General features: G+C 66.0%; 21 protein-coding genes. 7 read left to right on the forward strand and 14 right to left on the reverse strand.

Annotation, left to right across the window (positions count from 1 at the left end):
* The first annotated feature begins 103 nt into the window (after window positions 1-103).
* The 3 genes from B9Z03_RS23255 (at window position 104) to B9Z03_RS23265 (ending at window position 5483) form a co-directional block, all read left to right on the forward strand.
* Window positions 104-937 carry a MurR/RpiR family transcriptional regulator gene (locus B9Z03_RS23255; protein ID WP_085466396.1) on the forward strand — a complete coding sequence of 278 codons (834 nt, stop codon included), beginning with the start codon at window positions 104-106 and terminating at the stop codon, window positions 935-937.
* A 211-nt stretch (window positions 938-1148) separates the two neighbouring features.
* On the forward strand, window positions 1149-2339 hold the full coding sequence (locus B9Z03_RS23260; RefSeq protein WP_085466397.1) for an efflux RND transporter periplasmic adaptor subunit: 1191 nt from the start codon (window positions 1149-1151) through the stop codon (window positions 2337-2339).
* A 3-nt stretch (window positions 2340-2342) separates the two neighbouring features.
* A complete protein-coding gene (locus tag B9Z03_RS23265) occupies window positions 2343-5483 on the forward strand; it encodes an efflux RND transporter permease subunit (protein ID WP_085466398.1) in 3141 nt (1046 codons plus the stop codon).
* A gap of 92 nt (window positions 5484-5575) precedes the next feature.
* On the opposite strand, the gene B9Z03_RS23270 is transcribed toward B9Z03_RS23265, so the two are convergent.
* The 10 genes from B9Z03_RS23270 to B9Z03_RS23315 all read right to left on the reverse strand — a co-directional run bounded on the left by B9Z03_RS23270 (window position 5576) and on the right by B9Z03_RS23315 (window position 16272).
* Complete coding sequence (locus B9Z03_RS23270; RefSeq protein ID WP_085466399.1) at window positions 5576-6757, reverse strand: ABC transporter substrate-binding protein; 1182 nt, start codon at window positions 6755-6757, stop codon at window positions 5576-5578.
* 28 nt (window positions 6758-6785) lie between these two features.
* A complete protein-coding gene (locus tag B9Z03_RS23275) occupies window positions 6786-8687 on the reverse strand; it encodes an AMP-dependent synthetase/ligase (RefSeq protein WP_085466400.1) in 1902 nt (633 codons plus the stop codon).
* Between the two features lie 10 nt (window positions 8688-8697).
* Window positions 8698-9504 (reverse strand): ABC transporter ATP-binding protein, encoded by an 807-nt coding sequence (locus B9Z03_RS23280; protein WP_085466401.1) that lies wholly within the window; start codon window positions 9502-9504, stop codon window positions 8698-8700.
* Window positions 9504-10289, reverse strand: coding sequence for an ABC transporter ATP-binding protein (locus B9Z03_RS23285; RefSeq protein WP_085466402.1), 786 nt, complete (start codon window positions 10287-10289; stop codon window positions 9504-9506). The genes B9Z03_RS23280 and B9Z03_RS23285 overlap by 1 nt, the downstream gene beginning before the upstream one ends.
* On the reverse strand, window positions 10286-11383 hold the full coding sequence (locus tag B9Z03_RS23290; protein WP_085466403.1) for a branched-chain amino acid ABC transporter permease: 1098 nt from the start codon (window positions 11381-11383) through the stop codon (window positions 10286-10288). Before B9Z03_RS23290 ends, B9Z03_RS23285 begins: the two co-directional genes overlap by 4 nt.
* Window positions 11384-11385: 2 nt before the next feature.
* Window positions 11386-12261, reverse strand: a complete 876-nt coding sequence (locus B9Z03_RS23295; protein ID WP_085466404.1) for a branched-chain amino acid ABC transporter permease — start codon at window positions 12259-12261, stop codon at window positions 11386-11388.
* Window positions 12262-12359: 98 nt separating this feature from the next.
* The gene (locus B9Z03_RS23300; protein WP_085466405.1) at window positions 12360-13400 is read right to left on the reverse strand and encodes an alcohol dehydrogenase catalytic domain-containing protein; all 1041 of its coding nucleotides are present in this window, start codon (window positions 13398-13400) and stop codon (window positions 12360-12362) included.
* Between the two features lie 10 nt (window positions 13401-13410).
* On the reverse strand, window positions 13411-14379 hold the full coding sequence (locus B9Z03_RS23305) for an NADPH:quinone oxidoreductase family protein (RefSeq protein WP_085466406.1): 969 nt from the start codon (window positions 14377-14379) through the stop codon (window positions 13411-13413).
* Between the two features lie 4 nt (window positions 14380-14383).
* A complete protein-coding gene (locus tag B9Z03_RS23310) occupies window positions 14384-15622 on the reverse strand; it encodes an acyl-CoA dehydrogenase family protein (protein WP_085466407.1) in 1239 nt (412 codons plus the stop codon).
* Complete coding sequence (locus B9Z03_RS23315) at window positions 15619-16272, reverse strand: TetR/AcrR family transcriptional regulator (protein ID WP_085466408.1); 654 nt, start codon at window positions 16270-16272, stop codon at window positions 15619-15621. Before B9Z03_RS23315 ends, B9Z03_RS23310 begins: the two co-directional genes overlap by 4 nt.
* Before the next feature lie 140 nt (window positions 16273-16412).
* Between B9Z03_RS23315 and B9Z03_RS23320 the strand changes: the two genes are divergently transcribed.
* The 4 genes from B9Z03_RS23320 to B9Z03_RS23335 are packed head-to-tail and all read left to right on the forward strand — an operon-like array spanning window position 16413 to window position 19543.
* Window positions 16413-17228: an SDR family oxidoreductase gene (locus tag B9Z03_RS23320; protein WP_085466409.1), complete on the forward strand. Its 816-nt coding sequence runs from the start codon at window positions 16413-16415 to the stop codon at window positions 17226-17228.
* 14 nt (window positions 17229-17242) lie between these two features.
* Complete coding sequence (locus B9Z03_RS23325; RefSeq protein ID WP_085467833.1) at window positions 17243-17737, forward strand: MaoC family dehydratase; 495 nt, start codon at window positions 17243-17245, stop codon at window positions 17735-17737.
* Window positions 17734-18765, forward strand: coding sequence for a phosphotransferase family protein (locus tag B9Z03_RS23330; protein ID WP_085466410.1), 1032 nt, complete (start codon window positions 17734-17736; stop codon window positions 18763-18765). Before B9Z03_RS23325 ends, B9Z03_RS23330 begins: the two co-directional genes overlap by 4 nt.
* 1 nt (window position 18766) lies before the next feature.
* Window positions 18767-19543, forward strand: a complete 777-nt coding sequence (locus tag B9Z03_RS23335; RefSeq protein WP_085466411.1) for an SDR family NAD(P)-dependent oxidoreductase — start codon at window positions 18767-18769, stop codon at window positions 19541-19543.
* Window positions 19544-19550: 7 nt separating this feature from the next.
* Here the strand turns inward: B9Z03_RS23335 and B9Z03_RS23340 are convergent, their stop codons facing one another.
* From B9Z03_RS23340 to B9Z03_RS23355, 4 genes are read right to left on the reverse strand one after another with little or no spacing between them, the layout of a single operon-like run.
* Window positions 19551-20111 carry a sarcosine oxidase subunit gamma gene (locus tag B9Z03_RS23340; RefSeq protein WP_085466412.1) on the reverse strand — a complete coding sequence of 187 codons (561 nt, stop codon included), beginning with the start codon at window positions 20109-20111 and terminating at the stop codon, window positions 19551-19553.
* A 36-nt stretch (window positions 20112-20147) separates the two neighbouring features.
* The gene (locus B9Z03_RS23345) at window positions 20148-23138 is read right to left on the reverse strand and encodes a sarcosine oxidase subunit alpha (protein ID WP_085466413.1); all 2991 of its coding nucleotides are present in this window, start codon (window positions 23136-23138) and stop codon (window positions 20148-20150) included.
* On the reverse strand, window positions 23135-23431 hold the full coding sequence (locus B9Z03_RS23350; RefSeq protein WP_085466414.1) for a sarcosine oxidase subunit delta: 297 nt from the start codon (window positions 23429-23431) through the stop codon (window positions 23135-23137). The genes B9Z03_RS23345 and B9Z03_RS23350 overlap by 4 nt, the downstream gene beginning before the upstream one ends.
* A gap of 7 nt (window positions 23432-23438) precedes the next feature.
* Window positions 23439-24692 (reverse strand): sarcosine oxidase subunit beta, encoded by a 1254-nt coding sequence (locus tag B9Z03_RS23355; RefSeq protein WP_085466415.1) that lies wholly within the window; start codon window positions 24690-24692, stop codon window positions 23439-23441.
* Window positions 24693-24744: the final 52 nt, after the last annotated feature.

Raw genomic sequence — 24744 nt, forward strand, 5'->3', positions numbered from 1 at the left:
GGCGCGGACGATTTCATACAGAATTTGAAGCGTTGTCAAATACCAAGTAGCGTCCGAACGTCTACCAAGTAGCGTCCGAACGTCGGACCGAAAGGAGCGCCGGATGGCGTCGAGCATAGCCGAGATCATCGCCGACCGGCTGACGGACATGCCCGCCCGGGAACGACGCGCCGCGCAGGCCCTGATCGCCAGCTATCCGATGCTCGGCCTCAAGACCGTCGCCGAATTCGCGCAGCGCGCGGGCGTCAGTTCCCCGACGATCCTCCGGCTCGTGTCGCGCCTCGGCTACCAGAACTATGCCGAGTTCCAGTCCGCGCTGAACGACGAACTCGCTGCGCGCCTGCAATCGCCGCTGTCGCGCACCGGGCTCGCGCGCGCTGGGCAAGAGGGAGAGGCGGCCCCCCTGCTCGCGGCGACGCTGGACAACGTCTCGGAGACGTTCCGGGTGGTCTCCGACAAGCAGCTGGGCGAGATCGTCTCGGTGCTTTCGGAGACCAGGCGCAGGGTTCATCTCGTCGGCGGCCGCTTCACCGATCCGATCGCGCGGTATCTGACCGCCCATCTCGCCATCATCCGCCCGGGCGTGGTGCATCTCGACGGGCAGGAGAACCTGTGGCGCGACCGGCTGATCGACATGGGAAAGCGCGATGTGCTGGTGGTGCTCGACATCCGCCGCTACCAGGACAGCCTGCTGACAGTCGCAGAAAAGGCCGGTGCCCGGGGCGTGACCATCATCCTGTTGACCGACCAGTGGCTTTCGCCGATCGCCCGCTTCGCCACCCATGTGATCGCCGCGCGCACGTCGGTTCCGTCCGCCTGGGATTCGTCGGCGGCGCTGTTCATCCTTGCCGAGCATCTCATCGCCGGCGTCACCGACAGGCTGCCGGAGCAGAGTGCGGCGCGCATCCGCGAGATGGACGCATTGCGGCGCGAATAACGCAGTCGTGATGCGATGCAGCATCATACGGGATGTCTGGCGCACGACATTACCAAACTTTAAGATGACACCGGTGGCGACGCCGACGACATGTCGTCTGGCGCGTTTTGTGATGCATGCCTGGCCGGGACCGCCGGGCGTGCAATGAAACCTTTAGCGAACGGCATGCCGAGGCGCGGGTGGGCGTCGAGGCATCGAACCGGAGTAGCGAATGTCGTTCTGGAAACAGGCACTTGTGTCGCTGGTGCTGCTTGCCGCGGCCTTTCTCGGCTGGGCGAAGTTCTTCCCCGGCGCTGGCGATGTCCTGGCCCGCTGGGGCGTCGACTGGGTGCCGTTCGCCTCCGCCGATGCGCGTCCGTCCGAACAGGCGCGCAATGCGGGCCGCAACGCAAACGGCCAGTCGCGTATCCAGCAGCCCGTCATCGCCGCCACGGTCACGCAGGAGACGATCAACAACCGGCTTTCGTCGATCGGAACCGGGCGGGCGAAGCAGACGGTTGCCGTCACGCCCTATGCTTCCGGCCGTATGACCGAAATGCTGGTGACATCGGGCGCCACCGTGCAGGCGGGCGAGATGATCGCGCGTCTCGACGACGAGACGGAAAAGATCGCCGTCGATCGCGCCAAGTTCGCGCTGGACGATGCGCTGGCCAAGCAGGAGCGCATCCAGCAGCTGCGCGCGACCAACACGGCGACCAATGTGCAGGTGAACGAGGCGGCGCTTGCCGTCGACAATGCGCGGCTCGCGGTCCGAGACGCGGAGCTGGCGCTGGAGCGCCGCTCGATCCGCGCGCCGATCTCCGGCATCGTCGGCATCCTGCCGGTCGCGGCGGGCAACTATGTCGCCACGACCACCGAGATCGCCCGCATCGACGACCGATCCCAGATCCTGGTCGACTTCTGGGTGCCGGAACGCTACGCGAGCATGATGGAGGTGGGCATGCCCCTTTCCGCCGCCTCGGTCGCGCGGCCGGGCGAGGCCTACCAGGGCAAGGTGAGCGCGCTCGACAACCGCATCGACGACCAGAGCCGCACGCTGCAGGTGCAGGCCCTGCTTGAGAATCCGGACGACCGGCTGCGCGCCGGCATGTCCTTCCAGGTGACGATGGAGTTCCCAGGCGATGTCTTCCCGGCCGTCGATCCGCTGGCCGTGCAGTGGGGATCGGGTGGCGCCTATGTCTGGCTGGTCAGAGACGGCAAGGCGGTGCGCACGGACGTCAAGATCATCCAGCGCAACACCGATTCCGTCCTCGTGCAGGCGGCAATCACCCCCGGCGAGATCGTCGTGACCGAAGGCGTCCATGCGGTGCGCGACGGCCAGCCGGTGACGATCGCCCGAACCAACGGTGCGTCGGAGGCTTCGCCTGCCGCGGCCGCGCAGACGACGGCCAGCGGAACCTGACCGATGAGCGGCGCGCCCCAGTCCAGTCCCGAAACAGGCATCACCGCGCTGTTCGTGAGGCGGCCGGTGCTGGCCTTCGTCCTCAACGTCCTCATCATAGTCGCAGGCATGGCCGCCTTCCTGGCGGTCGAGATCCGCGAATTGCCGGACGTCGACCGGCCGGTGGTCACCATCGACACCACCTTCTCCGGCGCGGCGGCCGAGACGATCGATCGCGAGCTGACCTCGATCCTCGAAGGCGCCGTCTCGCGCGTCTCGGGCGTCAAGTCCATCTCTTCGTCCTCGTCTTTCGGCCGCAGCCGCGTCACGGTGGAGTTTAACGATGGCGTCAACCTCGACGTCGCCGCCTCCGACATGCGCGACGCGATCAGCCGCGTCCAGAACGACCTGCCGGACGATGCGGACGTGCCGCGCATCGTCAAGGCGGACGCCAACGCCGACGCCGTCATGCGGCTCGCTGTCACTTCCGAGACGATGTCGATCCAGGACCTGACCATTTTCGTCGAAGACCAGATCGTCGACGCGCTGTCGGCCGTGCCCGGCGTAGCGGACGTGCAGGTCTATGGCGACCGCGCAAAGATCTTCCGCGTCGACATCAACCAATCACGCCTTTCCGCGCTGGGCCTCACCGTCGCCGACGTGCGCAACGCGCTGGCCTCGGTCGCGTTCGACACACCTGCCGGCTCGCTGACCAGCAACTCGCAGGACCTCGTCGTGCGGGCGACAGCGTCCGTCACGACGCCGGATGAGTTCGAGAACCTCGCGGTCGGCGACAGGGCGGCGATGATCAAGCTGCGCGACGTCGCGTCCGTAACGCTGGGCGCCGACATCGGCCAGTCTTCGCTGCGCGCCAACGGCAAGACAGGCATCGGGCTCGGTATCATCCGCCAGGCGCAGTCGAACACGCTGCGCATTTCCGAAGGTGTGCGCGCCGCGATCACCACGTTGAACGAATCGCTGCCGCCGGGCGTCGAGATCCGCATCACCAGCAACGACGCGATCTTCGTGGACGGCGCGATTCATGAGGTGGAGATCGCGCTCGGCCTGTCGGTGTCGCTGGTGCTGCTCGTCATCTACATGTTCCTGCGCGACTGGCGCGCCACCCTCATTCCGGGCATGTCGCTACCGGTGGCGCTCGTCGGAACCATCGCCGCGATCTACCTCGTCGGCTTCTCGCTCAACATCCTCACCCTCCTGGCGCTGGTTCTGGCGACGGGCCTGGTCGTCGACGACGCGATCGTGGTGCTGGAAAACATCGTGCGGCGGCGCAACGAAGGCATGGGCCCCCGCGCGGCGGCCGTGCTCGGCGCGCAGGAGGTGTTCTTCGCCGTCATCGCCACCACCGCGACGCTGGTGGCGGTGTTCGTGCCCCTGTCCTTCCTGCCGGGTCAGACGGGCGGCTTGTTCCGCGAGTTCGGCTTCGTGCTTGCCATCTCGGTCATCCTGTCGGCCGTCGTGGCGCTGTCGCTTTGTCCGATGCTCGCATCACGCATGCTGCGCGGCCATTCGCATGAGGAGGACAACGGCGTCCTTGCGCGCATTGGCGGTGGCCTGGCCGGGCTCTACAAGCGAGTGCTGCGCGCCTGCCTCGACGCGCCGCTGATCGTGGTGCTCGTCTCGGTGCTGTTCGGCGCGGTCGCCTGGGGCATCTCCGGCGCCATCAAGTCCGAACTCACCCCGCCGGAAGACCGTTCAATGATGTTCCTGCGCATCAGCGCGCCGCAGGGCGTATCAATCGACTATCTCGGCCAGCGCATCTCGGAAATCGAGCGGCTGCTGCAGCCGCTGCGCGACAGCGGGGAGCTCACCAACACCTTCGGCATCGCAGGCTCCCAAGGCTCCTCCAACAGCGGCTTTCTGGTGCTGACGCTGGCGCCCTGGCAGGATCGCGAACGCACCCAGCAGCAGATCGTCGGCGAGGTCGAGCAACTCGTCGTCAAGGTTCCTGGCGTGCGTGCCTTCGCCAACCAGCCCAACAGCCTCGGGATCCGCGGTGCCGGCAGCGGTCTACAGTTTGCGCTTGCCGGCAACAGCTATGCCGAACTCGGGCAGGCGGCGCAGGCGATCGTGGCCGACATGGAGAAAGATCCGCGCTTCACTCAGCCGCGCCTCTCGCAGGACACGACCCAGCCACAACTGTCGGTCGACATCAACCGCGAGCGCGCCTCGGACCTCGGCATCGACATCACCGGCCTCGCCGAAGCGATGCAGGCGATGCTTGACGGCCGCGACGTGGGTTCCGTCTTCATCGAGGACCGCAGCTTCGACGTGAAGCTCGTCTCCACCACCAATCCGATCAACGACCCGACGGACCTGGAGAACATCTTCCTCAAGACCCGCGACGGCAAGTTCGTGCCGATGTCGACTATCGCGTCGCTGACCGAGCGCGCCGTGGCGCCGTCGCTGGCACGCGAGCAGCAGTTGCGCGCGGTCGCGATCACTGCCGGCCTGAGGTCCGACTTCGCACTCGGCGAGGCATATCAGGTCGCGCAGGAGATCGCCCGGCCGCACATGCCCGCCGGCTCGCGCATCATTCCGCTGGCCGAGACCGCGACGCTGGGCGAATCCACCGGCTCGATGCTCACAACCTTCGGCTTCGCCATCGTCATCATCCTTCTTGTGCTCGCGGCGCAGTTCGAGAGCTTCGTCAGCGCGATCATCATCATGGCCACCGTGCCGCTCGGCCTCGCCTGCGCGATCTTCGCCATGCTGCTCACCGGCACGAGCCTCAACGTCTACAGCCAGATCGGCCTCGTGCTCCTGGTCGGCATCATGGCGAAGAACGGCATCCTGATCGTCGAGTTCGCCAACCAGCTGCGCGACCGCGGCCAGGGCGTGCGCGAGGCGATAGAGAACGCGGCGAACATCCGGCTGAGGCCGGTGATGATGACGATGATCTGCACCATTCTCGGCGGCCTGCCGCTGATCCTGGCGTCCGGCGCAGGGGCGGAAGCGCGCATCGCGCTCGGCTGGATCATCGTCGGCGGGCTTGGCCTCGCCACTGCCTCGACGCTGTTCCTGACGCCTGTCGCCTATGTGCTGCTGGGCCGCTTCGTGACGCCTAAGGTCGATGAGGAAAAACGCCTGCATCGCGAACTGGAGGACGCCGAGGCGCTGGAGAAGCGCCTCCAGCCGGCGGAGTAGGGTTGAAGCGCGGCCACGCCGCGCAATCCCGCTGAAAAGGCAAAAAGGCCGCGCCGGTTTCCCGACGCGGCCTTCTTCAATGAGGGCTCAACTCACTGCGACTTGGTCGGATCGACGCGGCCGATCTCGACCCACTTGCCGCCCTGGATCTGCGAGATGAAGATCAGGTCGCCACCCTGATGATCGTTCGGGCCATACTTGACCGGAACGTCGCCGGAGACCACGTCGGTGTATTCCAGGCTCTCCATGCCCTTCTGGAAGCTCTCCGCCGTCAGGTCCTTGCCTGCCGCCTCCAGAGCCTTGATCAGAGTGTTCGCGGCGCCGTAGCCGAGGATGGCCGCGGTTCCGGCCGGCTCGCCTGTCTTGGCCTTGTAGTTCTCCGCCCAGGCCTTCACCTCAGGATTGTCCATGCGGGCCTCATGATCGGTCCAGCCGGCGGCGGCGTAGTAGCCCTCGGTCACGCCTTCCGGCACCTTGGCGACGGCGGTGTTGAAGCCAGCCGAGGAGCCGATGAAGGAGACATTCGTCCAGCCGAGCTTCTTGGCGGTGCCGAAGGCGACGATCGTCTGGCGTACGCCGACCGCGGTCGCGACGATGTCGCACTTGGCGTCGCGCAGCTTGGAGATCGTGCCGACGAAGTCCTGCTCGTCCGGCTTGTGCGTGGTTTCCGCCGCGAAGGTCAGGCCCAGCGCCTCGGTCTCGTCCTTCGTGCCTTCGTAGACCTCAAGACCGAAGTCGGTCGGCAGGTACATCGCGCAGACGTTCTTCGCGCCCTTTTCCTTGGCGAGGTGGCGCACGCCCGCGCGCATCTGGTCGTAGTAGGACGAGAAGCCCGCATACTTGTAGGTGATGTCGCCCTCGAGCATCTGGCGCGCGGCGGTCAGCGGGCCGACATTGGCCACCTGCTTGGCTTGCATCATCGGGAAGCCGGCGATGTTGTGCGGCGTGCCGAGATTGAGGATCATCGCGAACACCTTGTCCGAGTTGATCAGCTTGTTGAAGTTCTGCACGGCCTTCGGCACCTGGTAGCCGTGGTCCTCCACCACGAACCGGATCTTGCGGCCGTGGATGCCGCCCTTCTCGTTGACCTCGTCGAACATGACCTGCGCGGCCTTGATCGCGCCGACATTGAAGGCGGCGAAGATGCCGGACAGGTCGCCGTTCGATCCGATGACGACTTCGGTGTCGGTGACGCCCTGCGTCGCGAACGCGGCCGAGCTCATGCCGAGCGCGAGACCCGCCGCGAGAATGGATGTCCTGAGTGCAGTTTTCATAAAGTCTCCTCCTGGTTTGTGACGTGAGTCATGCGGCGTCCTTGCCGTACATCTCGTCGATCAGCTTCTTGTGTTTCTTTTCAACGAAGCTGCGTTTCAGCTTCATCGTGGCTGTCAGTTCCTCATCTTCTGCGGTCAACAGCACATCGATCAAGCGGAAATCCTTGATTTGCTCCACGCGGGCGAACTCGCGGTTGGTGTCCTCGATCACGCCCGCGATCAGATCGCGCACCTCCTGCGCGGCGCATAGCGAGCGGAAGTCGGAGAACGGCACCCTGTTGTCCTGCGCGAACTTCTCGACGTTCTCCTGGTCGATCATCACCAGGCAGGACAGGAACTTACGCCTGTCGCCGATCACCACGGCGTCGGAGATGTAGGGGCTGAACTTGAGCCGGTTCTCGATCTCGGCCGGCGTGATGTTCTTGCCGCCGGCGGTGATGATGATGTCCTTGGCCCGGCCGGTGATGGTGAGGAAGCCCCCGTTGTCGATGCGGCCGACGTCGCCGGTCTTGAGCCATCCGTCCGGCGTGACTGTCTCGGCCGTCTTCTCCGGCTTGTTCCAGTAGCCCTTGAAGACGTTGGCGCCGCGATAGAGGATCTCGCCGTCCGGCCCGATCGCGACCTCGCCGCCCGGCACCACCTTGCCGATGCTGCCGGTCTTGTAGTCCTCGATCACGTTGACCGAGATGACGCCGGAGCTTTCGGTCATGCCGTAGCCTTCGAGCACGGTGACGCCGATGGCGCGGTACCAGCGCAGCAGGTCGGGAGAGATCGGGGCGGCACCCGTCGTGCCGCGGCGCAGCCGCTCCAGCCCGATCATCCGCCTGAGGTTCTTCAGCACCGCGAAATCCCAGAAGGCGTAGGCGAGCCGTGTGCCGAGCGGCACCGCCCTGCCCTCCTCGATCAGCAGTTGACGCTTCATGCCGGTGGCGACCGCCATTTTGTAGGCGACCTTGCCGAGCCGGGTCGCCTCGTTCGACATGATGGTGATGCGCGAATAGACCTTTTCCCAGACGCGCGGCACGGCGGTGAAGACGTGCGGCGAGACCTCACGGACATTGTCGAACACCGTCTCGGGGCTTTCGGCGAAGTTCACCGTCGAGCCCATGCCGATCGGGATGAAAGCTGTGATGAGCCGCTCCAGGATGTGGCAGAGCGGCAGGAAACAGACCTGCTCGTCGCTTGTCGTGACCGGCAGGGTGATCGCCGCGCCGATGATCGAGACGATGATGTTCTCATGGCTGATCATCGCGCCCTTGGGCGGGCCGGTCGTGCCGGACGTGTAGACCAGGATGGCGGTGTCTTTGGCCGAGGAATTCGCGATCTCCTCCTCGAAGCGGTTCGGATTCTGCTTCAGGAACTCGCGGCCGATCCGGTAGAGGTCGTCGAGGAAGATCACCCGGTCGTCGGAAAAGCCGTGCAGCCCGTCGCGGTCGTAGACGATCACCCAGGCCAGCCCCGGCATCTCGTCGCGCACCGACAGGTATTTGTCGAGTTGCTCGTCGTTTTCGACGAACAGGAAGCGGCTGTCGGAATCATTGACCAGATATTTGAGCTGGGCGGCGGAATCGGTGGTGTAGACGCCGGACGCGACGCCGCCGACGCTCTGGACGCCGAGGTCGGTGTAGAGCCATTCCTTGTTGTCTTCCGACAGGATCGACACCACCTCGCCGCGCCGCAGGCCGAGCGACAGCAGCCCGAGCCCGATCAGGCGCGCATTATCGTAGAACTCGGTCCACGAATAGGCGAGCCAGATGCCGTAGTCCTTCTCGCGGTGCGCGATCTTCTCGCCCCAGCGCTTGCAGCTCTCGCGGAACAGCTTCGGCAGCGTATCGCAGCCGTCGAAGTAATACGGTCCCTTCGTCAGGTCCTCGTTGAAGGAGTGTCCGTTCAACGTCCGCTGGGCGGGGATCTTGCCGGCAATCGTCATGCTGTCCTCCTCACCGCCATGTCTTTTTCTGCTTCCAGCGCTTCTGGCCGCGCTGGGTCTCGCCCTGGACGCCGAGATAGAACTCCTGGATGTCCTTCGAGGCGAGCAGCCGCGCGGAATCGTCGGCCATCACCATGCGGCCGAGCTCCATGACGTAGCCGTAGTCGGCGACCTCGAGCGCCACCTTGGCGTTCTGCTCGACCAGCATCATGGTGACGCCCTGCTCGCGGTTGAGCCGCCGGATGATGGTGAAGATCTCCTTCACCAGGAGCGGCGAGAGGCCGAGCGAGGGTTCATCGAGCAGCATCAGCTTCGGCCGCGCCATCAGGCCGCGCGCGATGGCCAGCATCTGCTGCTGGCCGCCCGACATCGTGCCCGCCGCCTGCCGCCGACGCTCCTTCAGGATCGGGAAATAGCCGTAGACCATCTCCTCGTCGGCCTTGATGCCGGCCGTGTCGCTGCGGACATAGGAGCCCATGCGCAGGTTTTCCTCGACGGTCAGCAGCGGGAACACCTCGCGCCCCTCCGGCACGTGGACGATGCCGGCCTTGACGATACGGTCGGGCTCCTCACCGGCGATGTTGCGGCCGCCGTACCAGATCTCGCCCTTCTCGGGGTTCATCACGCCGGAGATGGTCTTGAGCAGCGTCGTCTTACCTGCGCCGTTGGCGCCGAGCACGGTGACGATCTGGCCCTGGCGCACGTCGAGGCTGACGCCGCGGATCGCCATGATCGGCCCGTAATAGCTTTCGAGGTTGCGCACCGACAGCACGGCTTCCGCCGTGGAGGACGCCAGGTTGATCGCCTGCTTCAGCATCACGCGACCACCCTTTCGTTCTCGTCGGCGACGCCGATATAGGCCTCGATCACCTTTGGATGGTTCTGAACCTCCTGCGCCGAGCCGATCGCCAGCGTCTTGCCGTCGGCGAGCGCCATGACGCGGTCTGAGACGGAGGCGACGAGATGCATGTCGTGCTCCACCATCAGCACGGTGATGCCCATCTGGGTCTTGATGTCCTCGATCCAGAAGGCGACATCCTGCGTCTCCTCGACCGACAGGCCGGACGCCGGCTCGTCGAGCAGCAGCAGGCGCGGCTCGATCGCCAGCGCCCGGCCCATCTCCACCACCTTGCGCACGCCGTAGGGCAGGCCGGCGATATACTTCTCGCGATAAGGCTGCAGGTCGAGGAAATCGATCACCTTCTCGACCGCCTCGCGATGCCGCCGCTCCTCCTTGCGGACGAAGGGGGTGAACAGGATCTCGTTGAACACGTTGCCGCGCCGGTGACGATGGCGGCCGACCAGAAGATTCTGCAGCACGGTCGCCTGGTCGAACAGTTCGATGTTTTGGAAGGTGCGCGCGATGCCGAGCCCGGCAATCTCGTGCGGCGCCTTTTTCAGGATCGACTCGCCCGCGAAGCGGATGTCGCCCGCGACCGGGTCGTAGAAGCGCGAGACGAGGTTGAAGAGCGTCGACTTGCCGGCGCCGTTCGGTCCGACAAGGGCGAACACTTCGCCCTCCTCGACCGAGAAGGAGACGTCGTTCACCGCGGTGACGCCGCCGAACTTGAGGGTGACGTTTTCGACTTCCAGCAGGCTCATCGCATGCGCTCCGTCTTGAGGTAGCTCCGCTGGCGGCGGAACATGTCGCGGCGGTAGAAGGGGAACAGCTCGAAATAGGTGCGTATCTTCAGCCAGCGGCCGTAGATGCCCATCGGCTCGAACAGGATGAACAGGATCAGGATCGCGCCGAACACGGCCGTCTCCAGCCCCGGTATGGTGATCGCTGTTCCGGTGATCGAGCCGACCCAGTCGCGCATCTGCGCGATCGCCTGCGGCAGCAGCGCGATGACCATGGCGCCGAAGAAGGCGCCGTGGATCGAGCCGAGGCCGCCGATGACGATCATCAGCAGCATCTGGATCGAGATGATGATGGTGAAGGTCTCGTTGTTGAAGATGCCGGCGAAGTGCCCCATCAGCGCGCCGGCGAGACCGGTGATCGCCGTCGACAGGCCGAAGGCGACCGCCTTGGTGCGCGCGACGTTGACGCCCATCGCCTGCGCCGAGATCTCGGAGTCGCGCACCGCGGCGAGCGAACGGCCGAGCGGCGTGCGCAGGATGTTGCGATAGGCAAGCACCACCAGGATCGTGACGAACAGGATCAGCCCGTAGAACCGCACCGGCGTGGCATAGCGGTCGAACTGGATGCCAAAAATGTCGATGGTCGGCGCGAGCAGGCCATTGATGCCGCCGGTGAGCGGTTCGGCGATGACGATCAGGTCGTCGACCAGGATCGACACGGCGAGCGTGCCGATTGCGAGGTAGATGCCGTGCAGCTTCGACGTCGGGATCGCCAGCGCCACGCCGGCGAGCCCAGCGATGACGCCCGCGAGCGGCAGCGACAGGATGAAAGGCAGGCCGAGCCGGTCCTGCAAAAGCACATTGGCGTAGCAGCCGACGGCCAGGAAGGCCGCATGGCCGAGACTGGCCTGTCCGGTCTGGCCGACGAGAAGCATCAGCCCCATGCCGGCGATCGCCCAGATGAGCACGTTGGTGACCTCGCCCAGCGCGAAGTCAGATAGGAGGAAGGGCAGCACGAGCATCAGCGCCACCAGCGACAGATACCAGAAGGCCTGCGCGCCATGGCGGAAGAGATTGATGTCGGCGTCGTAGCTGGTCTTGAAGACGGTGCGCATGGTTACACCTTCTTCCGGTGGATCTGGGCCAGGATGCCGTGCGGCCTGAACACCAGGATCACGAACAAGAGTAGATAGGGCATGATCTGGGAGTAGCCGGCGGCGATGTAGTAGGAGGCGAAGGGCTCGATCAGCCCGACGATGATGCCGCCGAGCAATGCGCCGGGAAGCGAGCCGAAGCCGCCGATGACCGCCGCCGCGAAGGCCTTGATGCCAAGCAGTCCGATCGACGGGTCGATCGATCCCTTCGAGGCGAAGAGGATGCCGGCGACCGCCGCCACCATGCCGGCCAGCGCCCAGATCAGCGAATGCACGCGCTTGACCGGGATGCCCATATAGTAGGCCGCGAGCTGGTTCTGCGACGCCGCCTGCATGGCGACGCCGAGCTTGGTGACGTTGAAGAAGAAGTAGAGCAGGATCGTCGAGATGATCGTCACCGTGATCACCACGATCTCGTCCAGGCCGAGCACGAGGCCGCCGAACCGCACGTCCTTGCCGGCGATGGGCGATTCCAGCGCGATCGGCTCGTTGCCCCAGATCAGCCCGGCCGCGAAGCGCAGCACGAAGCCCATGGCGATGGTGAGGATGACGATCGAGACCTGGGACTGGCCGAACATGCGGCGCAGCACGATCATCTCGATCAGGTAGCCGAACAGGCCCATCGCCGCGATGGCGATTGGCACCGAGAGCCAGAACGGCAGGCCCCAGAACTGGTCGTTGGTGAGCCCGAGCGTGATGAACGCCCCGAGCATCATGAAGTCGCCCTGGGCGAAATTGACGGCCTCGGTGGCCTTGTAGATGAGCACGAAGCCGAGCGCGATGAGGCCGTAAACACAGCCGTTCGCAAGGCCGCTCACAAAGAGCTGCAATACGTCCAAGGACGTTCTCCTCCCAATGTCGTCGCGGTCTTATGCCGCGTTTGGTTCGACTATAGACGGCCGTGCCCCCAGCACAAGCCGCGTACATTCACTAACGTTTATGGTGCGATGAAGACCTTTCCATTTGGCTTGGCCAGTTCTTCAGGCACCCTTTTCATTGCGTCCGCGAACGGAACGATCGCGGTCACATCGGTCGACCACCGCCCATCGGCGAAGCGCTTCTGCGCCTCCATCACGGCAGCGCCCCTGCGCTGCGGATCGGTGGATCGCATCCACTCCGTCAGCCAGAATCCCTCGATCTTCTTGTGCATGAAGATGAGCTGTCCGGGCTCCTGGATCGGCGTCTCGGTCTGGTCGAGCCGTCCGTAGACGATCCACCGCGCGCGTCGCGGCATCGCATTGAAAATCGTCGCCGCCAGCGGCCCCGTCACGGCATCGAGCAGGATGCGCGGCTTTTCGACCTTGCAGGCCTCCGCCAATCGCTGCTTGAAATCAGGCGCTTCGGCGTTCAGCACGATCGCCGCCCCTGCCTTTTCCAAAAGCGGAATCTGGTCGTCGCGGCGCACGATGGCAATTGGGCGATACCCTTCGTCGCGCGCGATCCCCATGATCAGCTTGCAGAGCTGGCTGGCGGCGGCGGTCAGGATGAAGGCCTTCTCGCCCTCCTGCCTGACGATGTCAAACATGGCGATCGCCGTCAGCGGATTGACGATCATCGCCGCGCCGTCGGCATCCTTGACGCCGTCGATCAGCGGCAGGCAGGCCGCCGCTTCGGCAACGGCATATTCCGCCCAGGCGCCCCAGTTGGAGATGCCCGTGGCAAAGGCCACCCGCTTGCCGACCAGCTTCTGCGCGCCTGCGTCTTCGCCCGCCGCGACCACCTCGCCGACGCCCTCGAAGCCCGCCGGCTGCCCCTTTGCCCGAGGCTGGCCGTACATACCCTTGATGAACATGACGTCCGATGGATTGATCGAGGCCAGCGCGACCTTGACGAGCACCTGGCTGGCCTTCGGCGTAGGGACGGCGATCGTGCCGGGCGTCACATAGGGCTCCATCGCCTCCAACATGCTTCCCGACGGACGGGCCGTGTAGCCATCGTCGTTGAGCAGCAGCGCGCGCATGGTGGCGGGGAGCGTCATCGTCGGGGTCCTACGGCTTGAGGATCAGCTTGCCCGCGACGGCGCGGTCGTGGATGCGCCTGAGCACATCCTTGGCCTCTGCCAGCGGGTAGATGCCTTCGATCACCGGCTTGAGCTTTCCCGCCACCAGCCAGTCGATCAGCTCATGCATGTTCTCCTCATGCGCCTCGGGCTCTTTCGCGGTGAACGTGCCCCAGAACACGCCGACGACGCTGAAGCCCTTCACCAGCGCGAGGTTGACCGGGAATTGCGGGATCTTGCCGGAGGTGAAGCCGATGACGAGCAGGCGGCCGTTCCAGGCCATAGAGCGTGCCAGGACGTCAAACATATCGCCGCCGACGGGATCGTAGCCGACGTCGACGCCCTTGCCGCCGGTGGCTTCCTTCAGCGTCTCCCGGAGATTCTCGTAGCCGAGCGTGATGTCGGCGCCCGCCGCCTTCGCGACTTCGCGCTTCTCGGGCGTCGAGGCGACCGCGATCACCTTGGCGCCCATGATCTTGCCGATCTGGATCGCCGCGAGGCCGGTGGTGCCGGCAGCGCCAAGCACGACAAGCGTCTCGCCAGGCTTGATCTGCGCCCGTTGCTTCAGCGCGTGGTGCGAGGTGCCGTAGCCGCAGATCAGCGCGCAGGCATCCGCACCGGAGACGTTGTCCGGCAGCTTGATGACGACGGACTCGTCGACGCCGATTTTCTCGGCATAGGCACCGAGCGGCGTGAAGGAGACGACGCGGTCGCCGACCTTGAACTTCGTCACCGCCTCGCCGACGGCCGACACCCGGCCGGCCATCTCCATGCCGGGGACGAACGGCGTCGGCGGCTTGGCCTGATAGAGGCCCTGCACCAGCAGGCCGTCCGGATAGTTCACGCCGATCGCCTCGGCCTCGATGACGACGGTGCGGCCGGTCGCGTTGGGCTCCGGCCAGTCCGCGTAGTCGAGGTTTTCGATCGGTCCGTATTCGCGTGCGACGACAGCCTTCATGACGTCACACCTTCTCCTGGGTGTATTTCTTCAGTTCCTGCCGGGCGATCTGGCGGCGGTGCACGGCGTCCGGCCCGTCGACGATGCGCAGCGTGCGCAGGTTCTTCCAGGTGCGCGCCAGCGGCGTGTCCTGGCTGACGCCGGCTGCGCCATGCAGCTGCACCGCCTCGTCGGCGATCTTGAGCGCGACGCGCGGGGCGACGACCTTGATCTGGCTGATCCAGGGAGCCGCGGCCTTGGGGTCGCCCTGGTCCATCATCCATGCCGCCTTGAGGCAGAGCAGGCGGGCCATCTCGATCTCCATCCGCGCCTCGGCGATGATGTCGTAGTTGGCGCCGAGCTTGGCGAGCGGCTGGCCGAAGGCCTCGCGGCGCATCGAGCGGCGGCACATGGTCTCCAGCGCCATCTCGGCCTGGCCGATCGCGCGCATGCAGTGATGGATGCGGCCCGGGCCGAGGCGGCCCTGCGCGATCTCGAAGCCCCTGCCCTCGCCGAGCAAAAGGTTCGACGCCGGCACGCGCACATTGGTGAAGCGCATGTGCAGGTGGCCGTGCGGCGCGTCGTCGTCGCCATAGATCGTCATCGCCCGCACCTTCTCGACGCCGGCGGTGTCGGCAGGCACGAGGATCATCGAGTGCTGGGCATGCTTCGGGCCGTCATTCGCGGTGCGCACCATGACGATGTAGATGGCGCAGCGCGGGTCGCCCGCGCCCGACGACCACCACTTCTCGCCGTTGAGCACGTAATGGTCGCCGTCGCGCTCGCAGCGCATCGAGATATTGGTGGCGTCGGAGGAGGCGACGTCCGGCTCGGTCATCAGGAAGGCCGAGCGGATCTTGCCCTCGAGCAGCGGCTTCAGCCACTTCTCCTTGTGCTCGCTGGCGCCGTATCGCTCCAGCACCTCCATGTTGCCGGTGTCAGGAGCCGAGCAGTTGAAAACCTCGGCGCCGATATGGGCCTTGCCCATCTCCTCGGCGAGATAGGCGTATTCGACGGTCGTCAGGCCGTAGCCCTGGTCGGAATTGGTCAGCCAGAAGTTCCACAGGCCGCGCTCCTTGGCCTTCGCCTTGAGGCCTTCGAGGATCTCCGACTGGCGCTTCGTGAACGACCAGCGGTCGCCCTCCTTGCCCACCTCGGCGAGGAACTCCTCGTCGAGCGGAATGATCTCGTCCCGGATCATCGCCGCCACCCGCGCGTGGATCGGCTTCAGCTTCTCGGTCAATCCGAGGTTCATCTCACTCATGGTCTTTCCCTATCTTTTCCACCCAACCCGCCGCGCGCGAACGCCACGACCTGGTCAACGATATTGTCGATGTCCTGCGCGCTCTCGCGGGGACGCGGCTTGTACCAGAAGATCGGCGAATTGAGCGCCATGAACATCATCTGGTTGGCGATGCTGAGATCGGCGAAGTGCATGTCGCCCTGGTCGCGCGCCCTCGCCATCTGCAGCCGGAAAACGCTGCTGTACTGGGACCGATACTCGACCAGCTCGTTCAGCTGGCTGCGCTGCTCTGGCGTGGTCGCGCCGCGCAGATGCATCTCCACACCCTCCCAGACCACGCGCTGATACGCCCGGGTCACGATCATCTGGCGCACATGCGTGTGCGCCATCTTCGTCCAGATAGCGATCGCCGGCTCGTCGAGCGACCGCAAAGGCTCGATCGCGGCGAAATTCATATCCATGCCGGTTCGGAAGATCTGCGCGAAGAGATCGGCCTTGGACGAGAAATGGTGGTAGATTCGGCCCTTGGTCGCCCGCAGCCGGCGCGCCACGTCATCGATGGACGTCGCCGCGTAGCCGCGCTCCATGAAGCACGCGGCGGCCGCGTCGAGAATCTCGACGCGTGCCCTTTCGGTAACCGGCTCGCCGACGCCAACTTCCGCCAGAACCATGATCTCCCTTTCCCGCAGACCTTTTGTGCGGCATCGCCGATCGGGTCTTTACGGATGCGCAAATAATGAACATACTACTCGGTATGTTGTCAACGCGGCATCCGAGCTGATCGGAAAACAAGCCCGCGGCGGGAGGAAGAATGGCTTATCTGGACGAACTGTTTTCGGTTGCCGGCAAGACGGCGCTTGTGACCGGGGCCGCGACCGGCATCGGCCGCATGATCGCCACCGCCCTCGTCCAGGGCGGCGCCCGTGTGCTGATCGCCTCGCGCAAGGCCGCCGACTGCGAGAAGGTCGCCGCCGAGCTCAACGCGATGGGCGCGCCGGGCAGCGCCGAAGGCTTCGGCGCCGACGTAAGCACCGAACAGGGCGTCGATGCGCTGGCCGCCGAGGTGAAGGCACGCACGGACAAGCTGCACATCCTCGTCAACAATGCCGGCGTGTCGTGGGGCGCGCCGCTGGAGGCCTTCCCCTATTCGGGTTGGGCCAAGGTGCTGAACGTCAACGTCACCGGCCTGTTCCACCTGACCAGGCAGCTCCTGCCGCTGCTCGACGCGGCCGCGAGCGACGAAGACCCCGCCCGCGTGATCAATCTCGGCTCGGTGATGGGCACCCAGCCGCTCGCCGACGACGCCTATTCCTACACCGCCTCGAAGGCGGCCGTTCACCACCTGACAAAGACGCTCGCCAACGAGTTCGCCAGCCGCCGCATCACCGTCAACGCCTTCGCGCCCGGCCCCTTCCAGAGCCGCATGACGGCCTTCGCCACGGCGAGCGACGACCAGGCCAAGACCGTCGGCAGCCGCGTTCCGCTGGGACGCATCGGCGCGCCGTCCGACATCGCGGCGGCCACCCTGTTCCTCTGCGGCCGGGGTGGCAGCTATGTCACCGGAGCAATCCTTCCGCTTGACGGCGGCCAATCGGTCCAGCATGGCATGACGCTGTTCAAGGAATGAGCGGCGAGGCAGCCATGCTGCAGAAAAGGAAGGAGCCGGTCACCGTCGACGCGATGGTCCGGCTGGTCGGTAGGGAGGTGGGAGTTTCGCCCTGGCGGACGGTCTCTCAGGAAATGATCGACCGCTTCGCCGACGCCACCGACGACCACCAGTTCATCCATGTCGACCCCGAGCGCGCCAGGGCGGAGACACCCTATGGCGGCACGATCGCACACGGCTTCCTGTTGCTGTCGCTGCTGTCGCCGATGACCTACGAGACGCTGCCGCCGCTGGAGGGCGCAGGGATGGCGATCAACCACGGCTTCGACAAGATCCGCTTCACTTCGCCGGTCCGCTCCGGCGCGCGCGTGCGCACCCGTTTCGTGCTCGCCGAGATGAATGCGCGCCCCTCCGGCATGGTCCAGATCGGCTACGACGTGACGATGGAAATCGAGAATTCGCTGAAGCCGGCGCTGACCGCGCGCTGGCAGATGATCGCGGTGATGGACCGCAAGGACGAGCCGGCATGAACGATCCGAACGCGCTGGATGCAGGGGCGCTGGGACCCTACCTCGCCGGGCATATCGACGGCTTCGGCACGCTCGACGAAATCGTCAAGTTCAATGCCGGCCAGTCCAACCCGACCTATCTCTTGAAGACCTCCACCGGCCGCTTCGTGCTGCGCGCCAAGCCGCCGGGCGAACTCCTGAAATCGGCGCATCAGGTCGACCGCGAATACCGTGTCATGAAGGCGCTGGAGGCGACCGACGTGCCGGTGCCGCGCATGCTGCACCTGTCGGGCGACGATTCGCCGATCGGCCGTCAGTTCTTCGTCATGGAATTCCTCGACGGCCGCATCCTGTGGGACCCCGCGCTCGGCGAGATCGGCACCAATGCGGAGCGAGGCGCGATCTACGATTCCATGAACGCGACGCTGGCCAGGCTGCACAGCGTCGACATCGAGGCCCGCGGCCTTGCCGACTTCGGCAAGCCGGGCAGTTATTTCGAGCGGCAGCTCACCCGCTGGACCAGCCAGTATCGGGCATCGGAGACCGGCGCGATCGCCGACATGAACCGCCTGATCGAATGGCTGGAGAAGCGCATTCCGGCCGACGATGGGCTGGTGTCGCTGGTGCATGGCGACTACCGGCTCGACAACATGATGTTCGCCAAGGACCGGCCGGAGGTGATCGCCGTCCTCGACTGGGAACTGTCGACGCTCGGCCACCCCTATTCCGACATCGCCTACCAGTGCATGCAGTGGCGGCTGCCGCACTCGTCCGGCTTCCGCGGCCTCGGCGGCGTCGACCGCAAGGCCGTCGGCCTGCCGAGCGAGGAGGAATATGTCGCTCTCTACTGCCAGCGGCGCGGTATCGCCGGCATCGACAACTGGACGTTCTATCTCGCCTTCTCCTTCTTCCGGCTCGCCGCGATCTGCCAGGGCGTCTACAAGCGCGCGCTGGACGGCAATGCGTCCAATCCGGAGAAGGCGAAGACCTATGGCGAAGCGGTCCGCCTCTTGTCCGCGCTGGCTGTGCAACTGATCGACGGAGAATGATGTGGCGCGTTTTTCAGGGCTGACGGCGATCATCACGGGCGCCACGGGCGGCTTCGGCCGCCGCACCGCGGAACGGCTGGCCGAGGAAGGCGCGCGCCTCGTGCTCTCCGACGTGCGCGAGGAGCCGCTGAAGGAGTTCGCCGCCACGCTGCCGACCGAAACCGCGATCCGCGCCGGCGACATTTCGGACGAGGCGCTGTCGGAGGCGCTGGTGGACCTCGCGGTCGAACGCTTCGGCGGGCTCGACATCGCCATCAACAATGCCGGCGTCGCGCAGAGCTTCGTCAAGCTGCCGCTGGTGCCTTCTGACGAGGCTCGCCGCATCCTCGAGATCGACCTTCTCGGCGTGTTCTTCGCCCTCAAGCACCAGCTGCCGGTGATGGAGAAGCAGAACCGCGCCTCGGGCCGGCTCGGCGCCATCGTCAACATCGCGTCCGTGGCAGGCGTCGCGGGCGCTCCGCGTCTCGCCGTCTATTCCGCCGCCAAGCACGGCGTGGTCGGCCTGACGCGTTCGGCGGCCGCCGAATACGCCACCAAGGGCATCCGTGTGAATGCGGTCTGCCCCTCCTTCGCCCGCACCGCGATGGCGTTGGATTTCCTGAAGATGTCGCCGGCCGGCATCGAGGAAAGTGCCGCCAACCTGACGCGCGGCGTGCCGATGAAGCGGTTGGCCGAGGTGGACGAGGTGGTGGAGGTGATCCTGTTCGCCTGCGATCCGAAGAACACCTTCATGACCGGCCAGACCTTCGGCGTCGACGGCGGCATCACCGCCATCTGAGCCGTTCCTACGGAACCAGCACTGCGTCGGCCGCTGCCTCTTCGAGGAAATCGAAGGCGTAGGCGGAGAAAGAGCGCCAGCACTCGACGCGGAAGGTTGTCTCTGCCGTCCGCCAGATCACGACCTCGATCTTGCCGAGGATGGTGCGCGAACAGGCGCCGACCGGGAAGGCGGCCAGCGACAGGTCCTGCGGGCAGCCCGCATTGAGTGTCGCCTCCGCCCCCCTGCCCTCGACCAGGATCGCGGTGTTGCGGTGGGAGATGTCGACGGCGGAGTGAAGCGCCTTGACCTTGGCGCAGTCGGCGAGCGGATCGCCGCCCGCGGTGTCGATGACGAGCCATTCGTCGGGGCCGAGCCACAGGGCTGCGCGGCCTCCGGACTTCGATAGGGCGGAGGTCTTCGGCTTTTCGGGCAGCTTGACGCCGAGCGCCTTGGACAAAGCGGCGACGCCATCCGGCCGGGCGCGCAGCGACAGGCGCGCGGCGGGTTCGGCGGGCGTGACGGTCACGGTGGGATTGGCGACCTTGCGGCCGGCGAGCGGGTGGATGCGGGTGAGCTGAATGGTCATGGAGAGAGCCCCCCTCTGGCCTGCGCGCGAACGACGTTATCCATGCAGCCGCTCCCCCTTCTCGTCGAAGAACACCTGCCCGACCACCTCGACCTCGATCGTCCGGTCGGGCATCGGCACGTGGAGCGTCTGGCCTGTGCGGTCGAAGCCGCCGGCGACCAGCGCCAGCGCGATGGAGCGGCCACAGTTCTCCGACCAGTAGCTTGACGTCACGTGGCCGATCATCTTCATCGGGATCGGCTGCTTCGGATCCTCGACGATCTGCGCACCCTCTTCCAGCACCACCTTCGGGTCCTTCGTCTTCAACCCGACGAGCTGCTTGCGGCCCTTGGCCATGAGGTCCGGCCGTTTCAGGCCGCGGATGCCGACGAAGTCGGTCTTCTTCTTGCCGATCGCCCAGTCGAGCCCGGCGTCCTGCGGCGTGACCGTGCCGTCGGTGTCCTGGCCGACGATGATGTAGCCCTTCTCGGCGCGCAAAATGTGCATCGCCTCGGTGCCGTAGGCGCAGGCGCCGTGCTTCTGGCCCTCGGCCCAGACGGCATCCCACACCGCTTCCGCGTAATCGGCCGGCACATTGATCTCGAAGCCGCGCTCGCCGGTGAAGGACATGCGGAAGAGCCGCGTCGGCACGCCGCAGATCTTGCCCTCCCGCACCGACATATGCGGCATGGCGGCGTCGGACATGTCGATGCCCTCGACCAGCGGCTCAATGATTTTCCGCGCGTTCGGCCCTTGCACGGCGATGACCGCCCACTGCTCGGAAATCGAGGTGAGCCAGACGTCGAGATGCGGGAACTCGGTCTGGAGGTAGTCCTCCATGTGGTTCATGACGCGGGCAGCACCGCCCGTCGTCGTGGTGACATGGAAGCGGTCGGCCGCCAGCCTGCCCACGACGCCGTCGTCGTAGATGAAGCCGTCCTCGCGCAGCATGATGCCATAGCGGCAGCGGCCGGGCTCCAGCTTCTCCCACGGATTGGTGTACATCAGCTCCATGAACTTCGCCGCGTCGGACCCGACGATCTCGATCTTGCCGAGCGTCGAGGCATCGAAGATGCCGGCGGCCTTGCGCACCGTCGCGCATTCGCGATTCACCGCCGCGTGCATGTCTTCGCCGGCGCGCGGATAATACCAGGCGCGCTTCCACTGGCCGACATCCTCGAACACCGCGCCGAGCTTTTCCTCCTGCGCGTGGAACGGCGTGCGGCGGGTCGGGTCGAACAGCTTGCCCTTGGCGTGGCCAATCAGTGCGCCGAAGGTGACGGGCGTATAGGGCGCGCGGAAGGTGGTGAGGCCGACCTCGGGCATCTCCTTGCCCAGCGCCTCGGCTGCAATGGCGAGGCCATGAATATTCGACGTCTTACCCTGGTCGGTCGCCATGCCGTTGGTGGTGAAGCGCTTGACGTGCTCGATCGAGCGCATGCCTTCGTGCACTGCTTGGCGGATGTCCTTGGCGGTCACGTCGTTCTGGAAATCGACGAAGGCCTTTCCGGTCGATCCCGATCCGGCGCCGGGGGCAGCACCCACCATGCCGCCGGCCCAGCTCTCGGTCGTCTCGGCCTTCAGCTTCGTTCCTGAAACCTTGGCGGCACCCGCAGCCTTGGCAGCCTTCTCCCCAGCGGCGAGCGCCTCCTTGACGGTATCGGCGAGCGTATCGGTGCCGGCGCAGGCGCCAACCGAAACGCAGTCCTGCGCATAGGTGCCGGGCAGGAAGCGGCGCGTGGCGCTGTCGAAGGCCACCTTGCCGCGCGACTGCGAGAAGAGATGCACCGACGGCGTCCAGCCTGCCGACATCAGCAGCGAGTCGACCGGGATCGAGCGCTCCGGCCCCCCTGCGGACGCACGGACGGAGATGGAGGAGACGCGCAGTCCGCCCGAGGCCTTGGCCACCGTGCGGCCGGACAGGATCTCGATGCCCAGCTTGCGGGCTTCGTCGACCAGCGGCCCGGCCGGGTTGTCGCGCAGGTCGACGATCGCGGCGATACCTGCGCCGGCCTTCTTGAGGTCGATCGCGGCGGCATAGGCGGAATCGCCGGCTGTGAAGACGCCGACATTCTTCCCGACCAGCACGCCGTAATGGTTGAGATAGGTGCGCGCCGCGGACGCCAGCATGACGCCCGGCTTGTCGTTGCCGTCGAATACCATGTGCCGCTCGATCGCGCCGGAGGCGAGGATCACGCGCTTCGCCCTCACCTGCCACAGCCGCTCCCGTGGCAGGTCGCCGGGGCTTGCGAGATGGTCGCTGACGCGCTCGACCAGGCCGACGAGGTTCTGGGCGTAGTAGCCGAAGGCGGTGGTGCGGGTGAGCACGCGGACATTGTCGAGCGCCGCGAGCTTCGCGATGGTCGCCTGCGCCCAGTCCCAGCCGGCCGCGCCGTCGATGGTGGCGCCCTGCTCGAAGCGGAGCGCGCCGCCGGCCTGCGCCTGCTCGTCGACAAGGATGACGCCCGCGCCGGTCTCGGCGGCGGCCAGTGCCGCGGCCAGGCCGGCCGCGCCTGCACCGAGCACCAGCACGTCGCAATGCGCGTAGCGGGAGGAATAGTGGTCCGGATCCGCCTTGTCCGGCGCAACGCCGAGGCCTGCGGCAGCGCGGATGTTCGGCTCGTAGACCGACTTCCACGCCGCCTTCGGCCACATGAAGGTCTTGTAGTAGAAGCCGGCCGAGAACATCGGCGAGGCGATGTCGTTGACCGCGCCGATGTCGAAGGCGAGCGACGGCCAGCGGTTCTGCGACACGGCGGTCAGGCCGTCATAGACCTCCTGCACGGTGGCGCGGACGTTCGGCGTCTGGCGCGCCGCGTCGCGGTGGATGCCGACCAGCGCGTTCGGCTCCTCGGCGCCGGCCGAGAGAACGCCGCGCGGGCGGTGATACTTGAACGAGCGGCCCATGAGATGCACGCCGTTGGCGAGCAGCGCCGAGGCCAGCGTATCGCCCTCCAGCGCCGGGTAGGATGCGCCGTCGAAGGAGAAACGGACAGCTTTCGCGCCCTTGAGACGGCCGGCGGTCGCGGTGCGGAATGCGGCGGTCATGCCTTCTCTCCCGCCTTCACCGCCGGCTTCTTCTCACCTGCCTTGTAGGTCATCAGGAACTTGTCGCTCACGCTGTCGCGAACGGCGTTGAAGAACCGCCCGCAGCCGTGGATGTGCCGCCAGCGCTCGTAGACCAAGCCCTTGGGATTGGTGCGGATGAAGAAGAACTGCGCGAACTCCTCGTCGGAGATCTCCGCGATGTTGTCCGGCCGCGCGATATGCGCCTCGCCGGCGCCACGGAACTCGAGTTCCGGGCGCTCTTCCTCGCAATAGGGACAACGGATCAGCAGCATCGGAACCTCAGTGCGCCACGGCGGCGGCGGCCGCCTCGTCGATCAGCCGGCCGGAGCGGAAGCGTTCCAGCGTGAAGCCGGCATTGATCGGGTGCGGGTTGTCGTTGGCGATGGTGTGGGCGAAGACATGGCCCGAGCCCGGCGTCGCCTTGAACCCGCCCGTGCCCCAGCCGCAATTGACGTAGAGGCCCGGCACCGGCGTCTTGGCGAGGATCGGCGAACGGTCTGGCGTCACATCGACGATGCCGCCCCAGGAACGCAGCATCTTCATGCGGCCGAACATCGGGAACATCTCGCAGATCGCGTCCAGCGTATGCGTCAGGATGTGCATGCCGCCGGTCTGCGAATAGGAGATGTACTGGTCGGTGCCGGCGCCGATCACCAGCTCCCCCTTGTCGGACTGGGAGATATAGGCGTGAACCGTGTTGGACATCGCCACGCAGGGGAAGACCGGCTTGACCGGCTCCGACACCAGCGCCTGCAGCGGATAGCTTTCGAGCGGCATGCGCACGTCGGCCATCTGCATGATCACCGAGGAGTGCCCGGCCGCGACGACGCCGACCTTCTTCGCGCCGATGAAACCACGCGTCGTCTCGACGCCGGTGACGTGGCCATTGGCCGAGCGGCGGATGCCCTTGACCTCGCAGTTCTGGATGATGTGGACGCCGCGGTCGGAGGCCGCCCGCGCATAACCCCAGGCGACCGCGTCGTGGCGCGCCGTGCCGCCGCGACGCTGCAGCGTCGCACCGACGACCGGATAGCGCGCGTCCGGCGAGATGTTGAGCGGCGGGCAATAGGCCTTGGCCTGCTCGGGCGTCATCCACTCATTGTCGATGCCGTTCAGCCGGTTGGCATGCACGTGGCGCTTGAGCGACTGCACGTCGTGGACGTTGTGCGCCAGCATCATCACGCCGCGCGCCGAATACATGACGTTGTAGTTGAGGTCCTGCGACAGCCCGTCCCACAGCTTCACGGCGTGGTCGTAGATGCCGGCGCTCTCGTCGTAGAGATAGTTGGAGCGGATGATGGTGGTGTTGCGGCCGGTGTTGCCGCCGCCGAGCCAGCCCTTTTCAAGCACGGCAATGTTGGTGATGCCATGGTTCTTGGCAAGGTAGTAGGCGGTGGCCAGCCCGTGGCCGCCGGCGCCGACGATGATAACGTCGTATTCCGAGCGGGGCTCGGGCGAGGACCACTGCTCCTCCCAGCCCTTGTGGGCGCGCATGGCCTCGCGGGCAATCGCGAACACGGAGTATTTGCGCATCGTTCGGACCTCTGGACGGGTTCGGCACCGGGAGCATGGCGGCCCCGCGGAC

Origin of the sequence: Mesorhizobium australicum (assembly GCF_900177325.1) — a bacterium.
GTDB classification, from domain to species: domain Bacteria; phylum Pseudomonadota; class Alphaproteobacteria; order Rhizobiales; family Rhizobiaceae; genus Mesorhizobium_A; species Mesorhizobium_A australicum_A.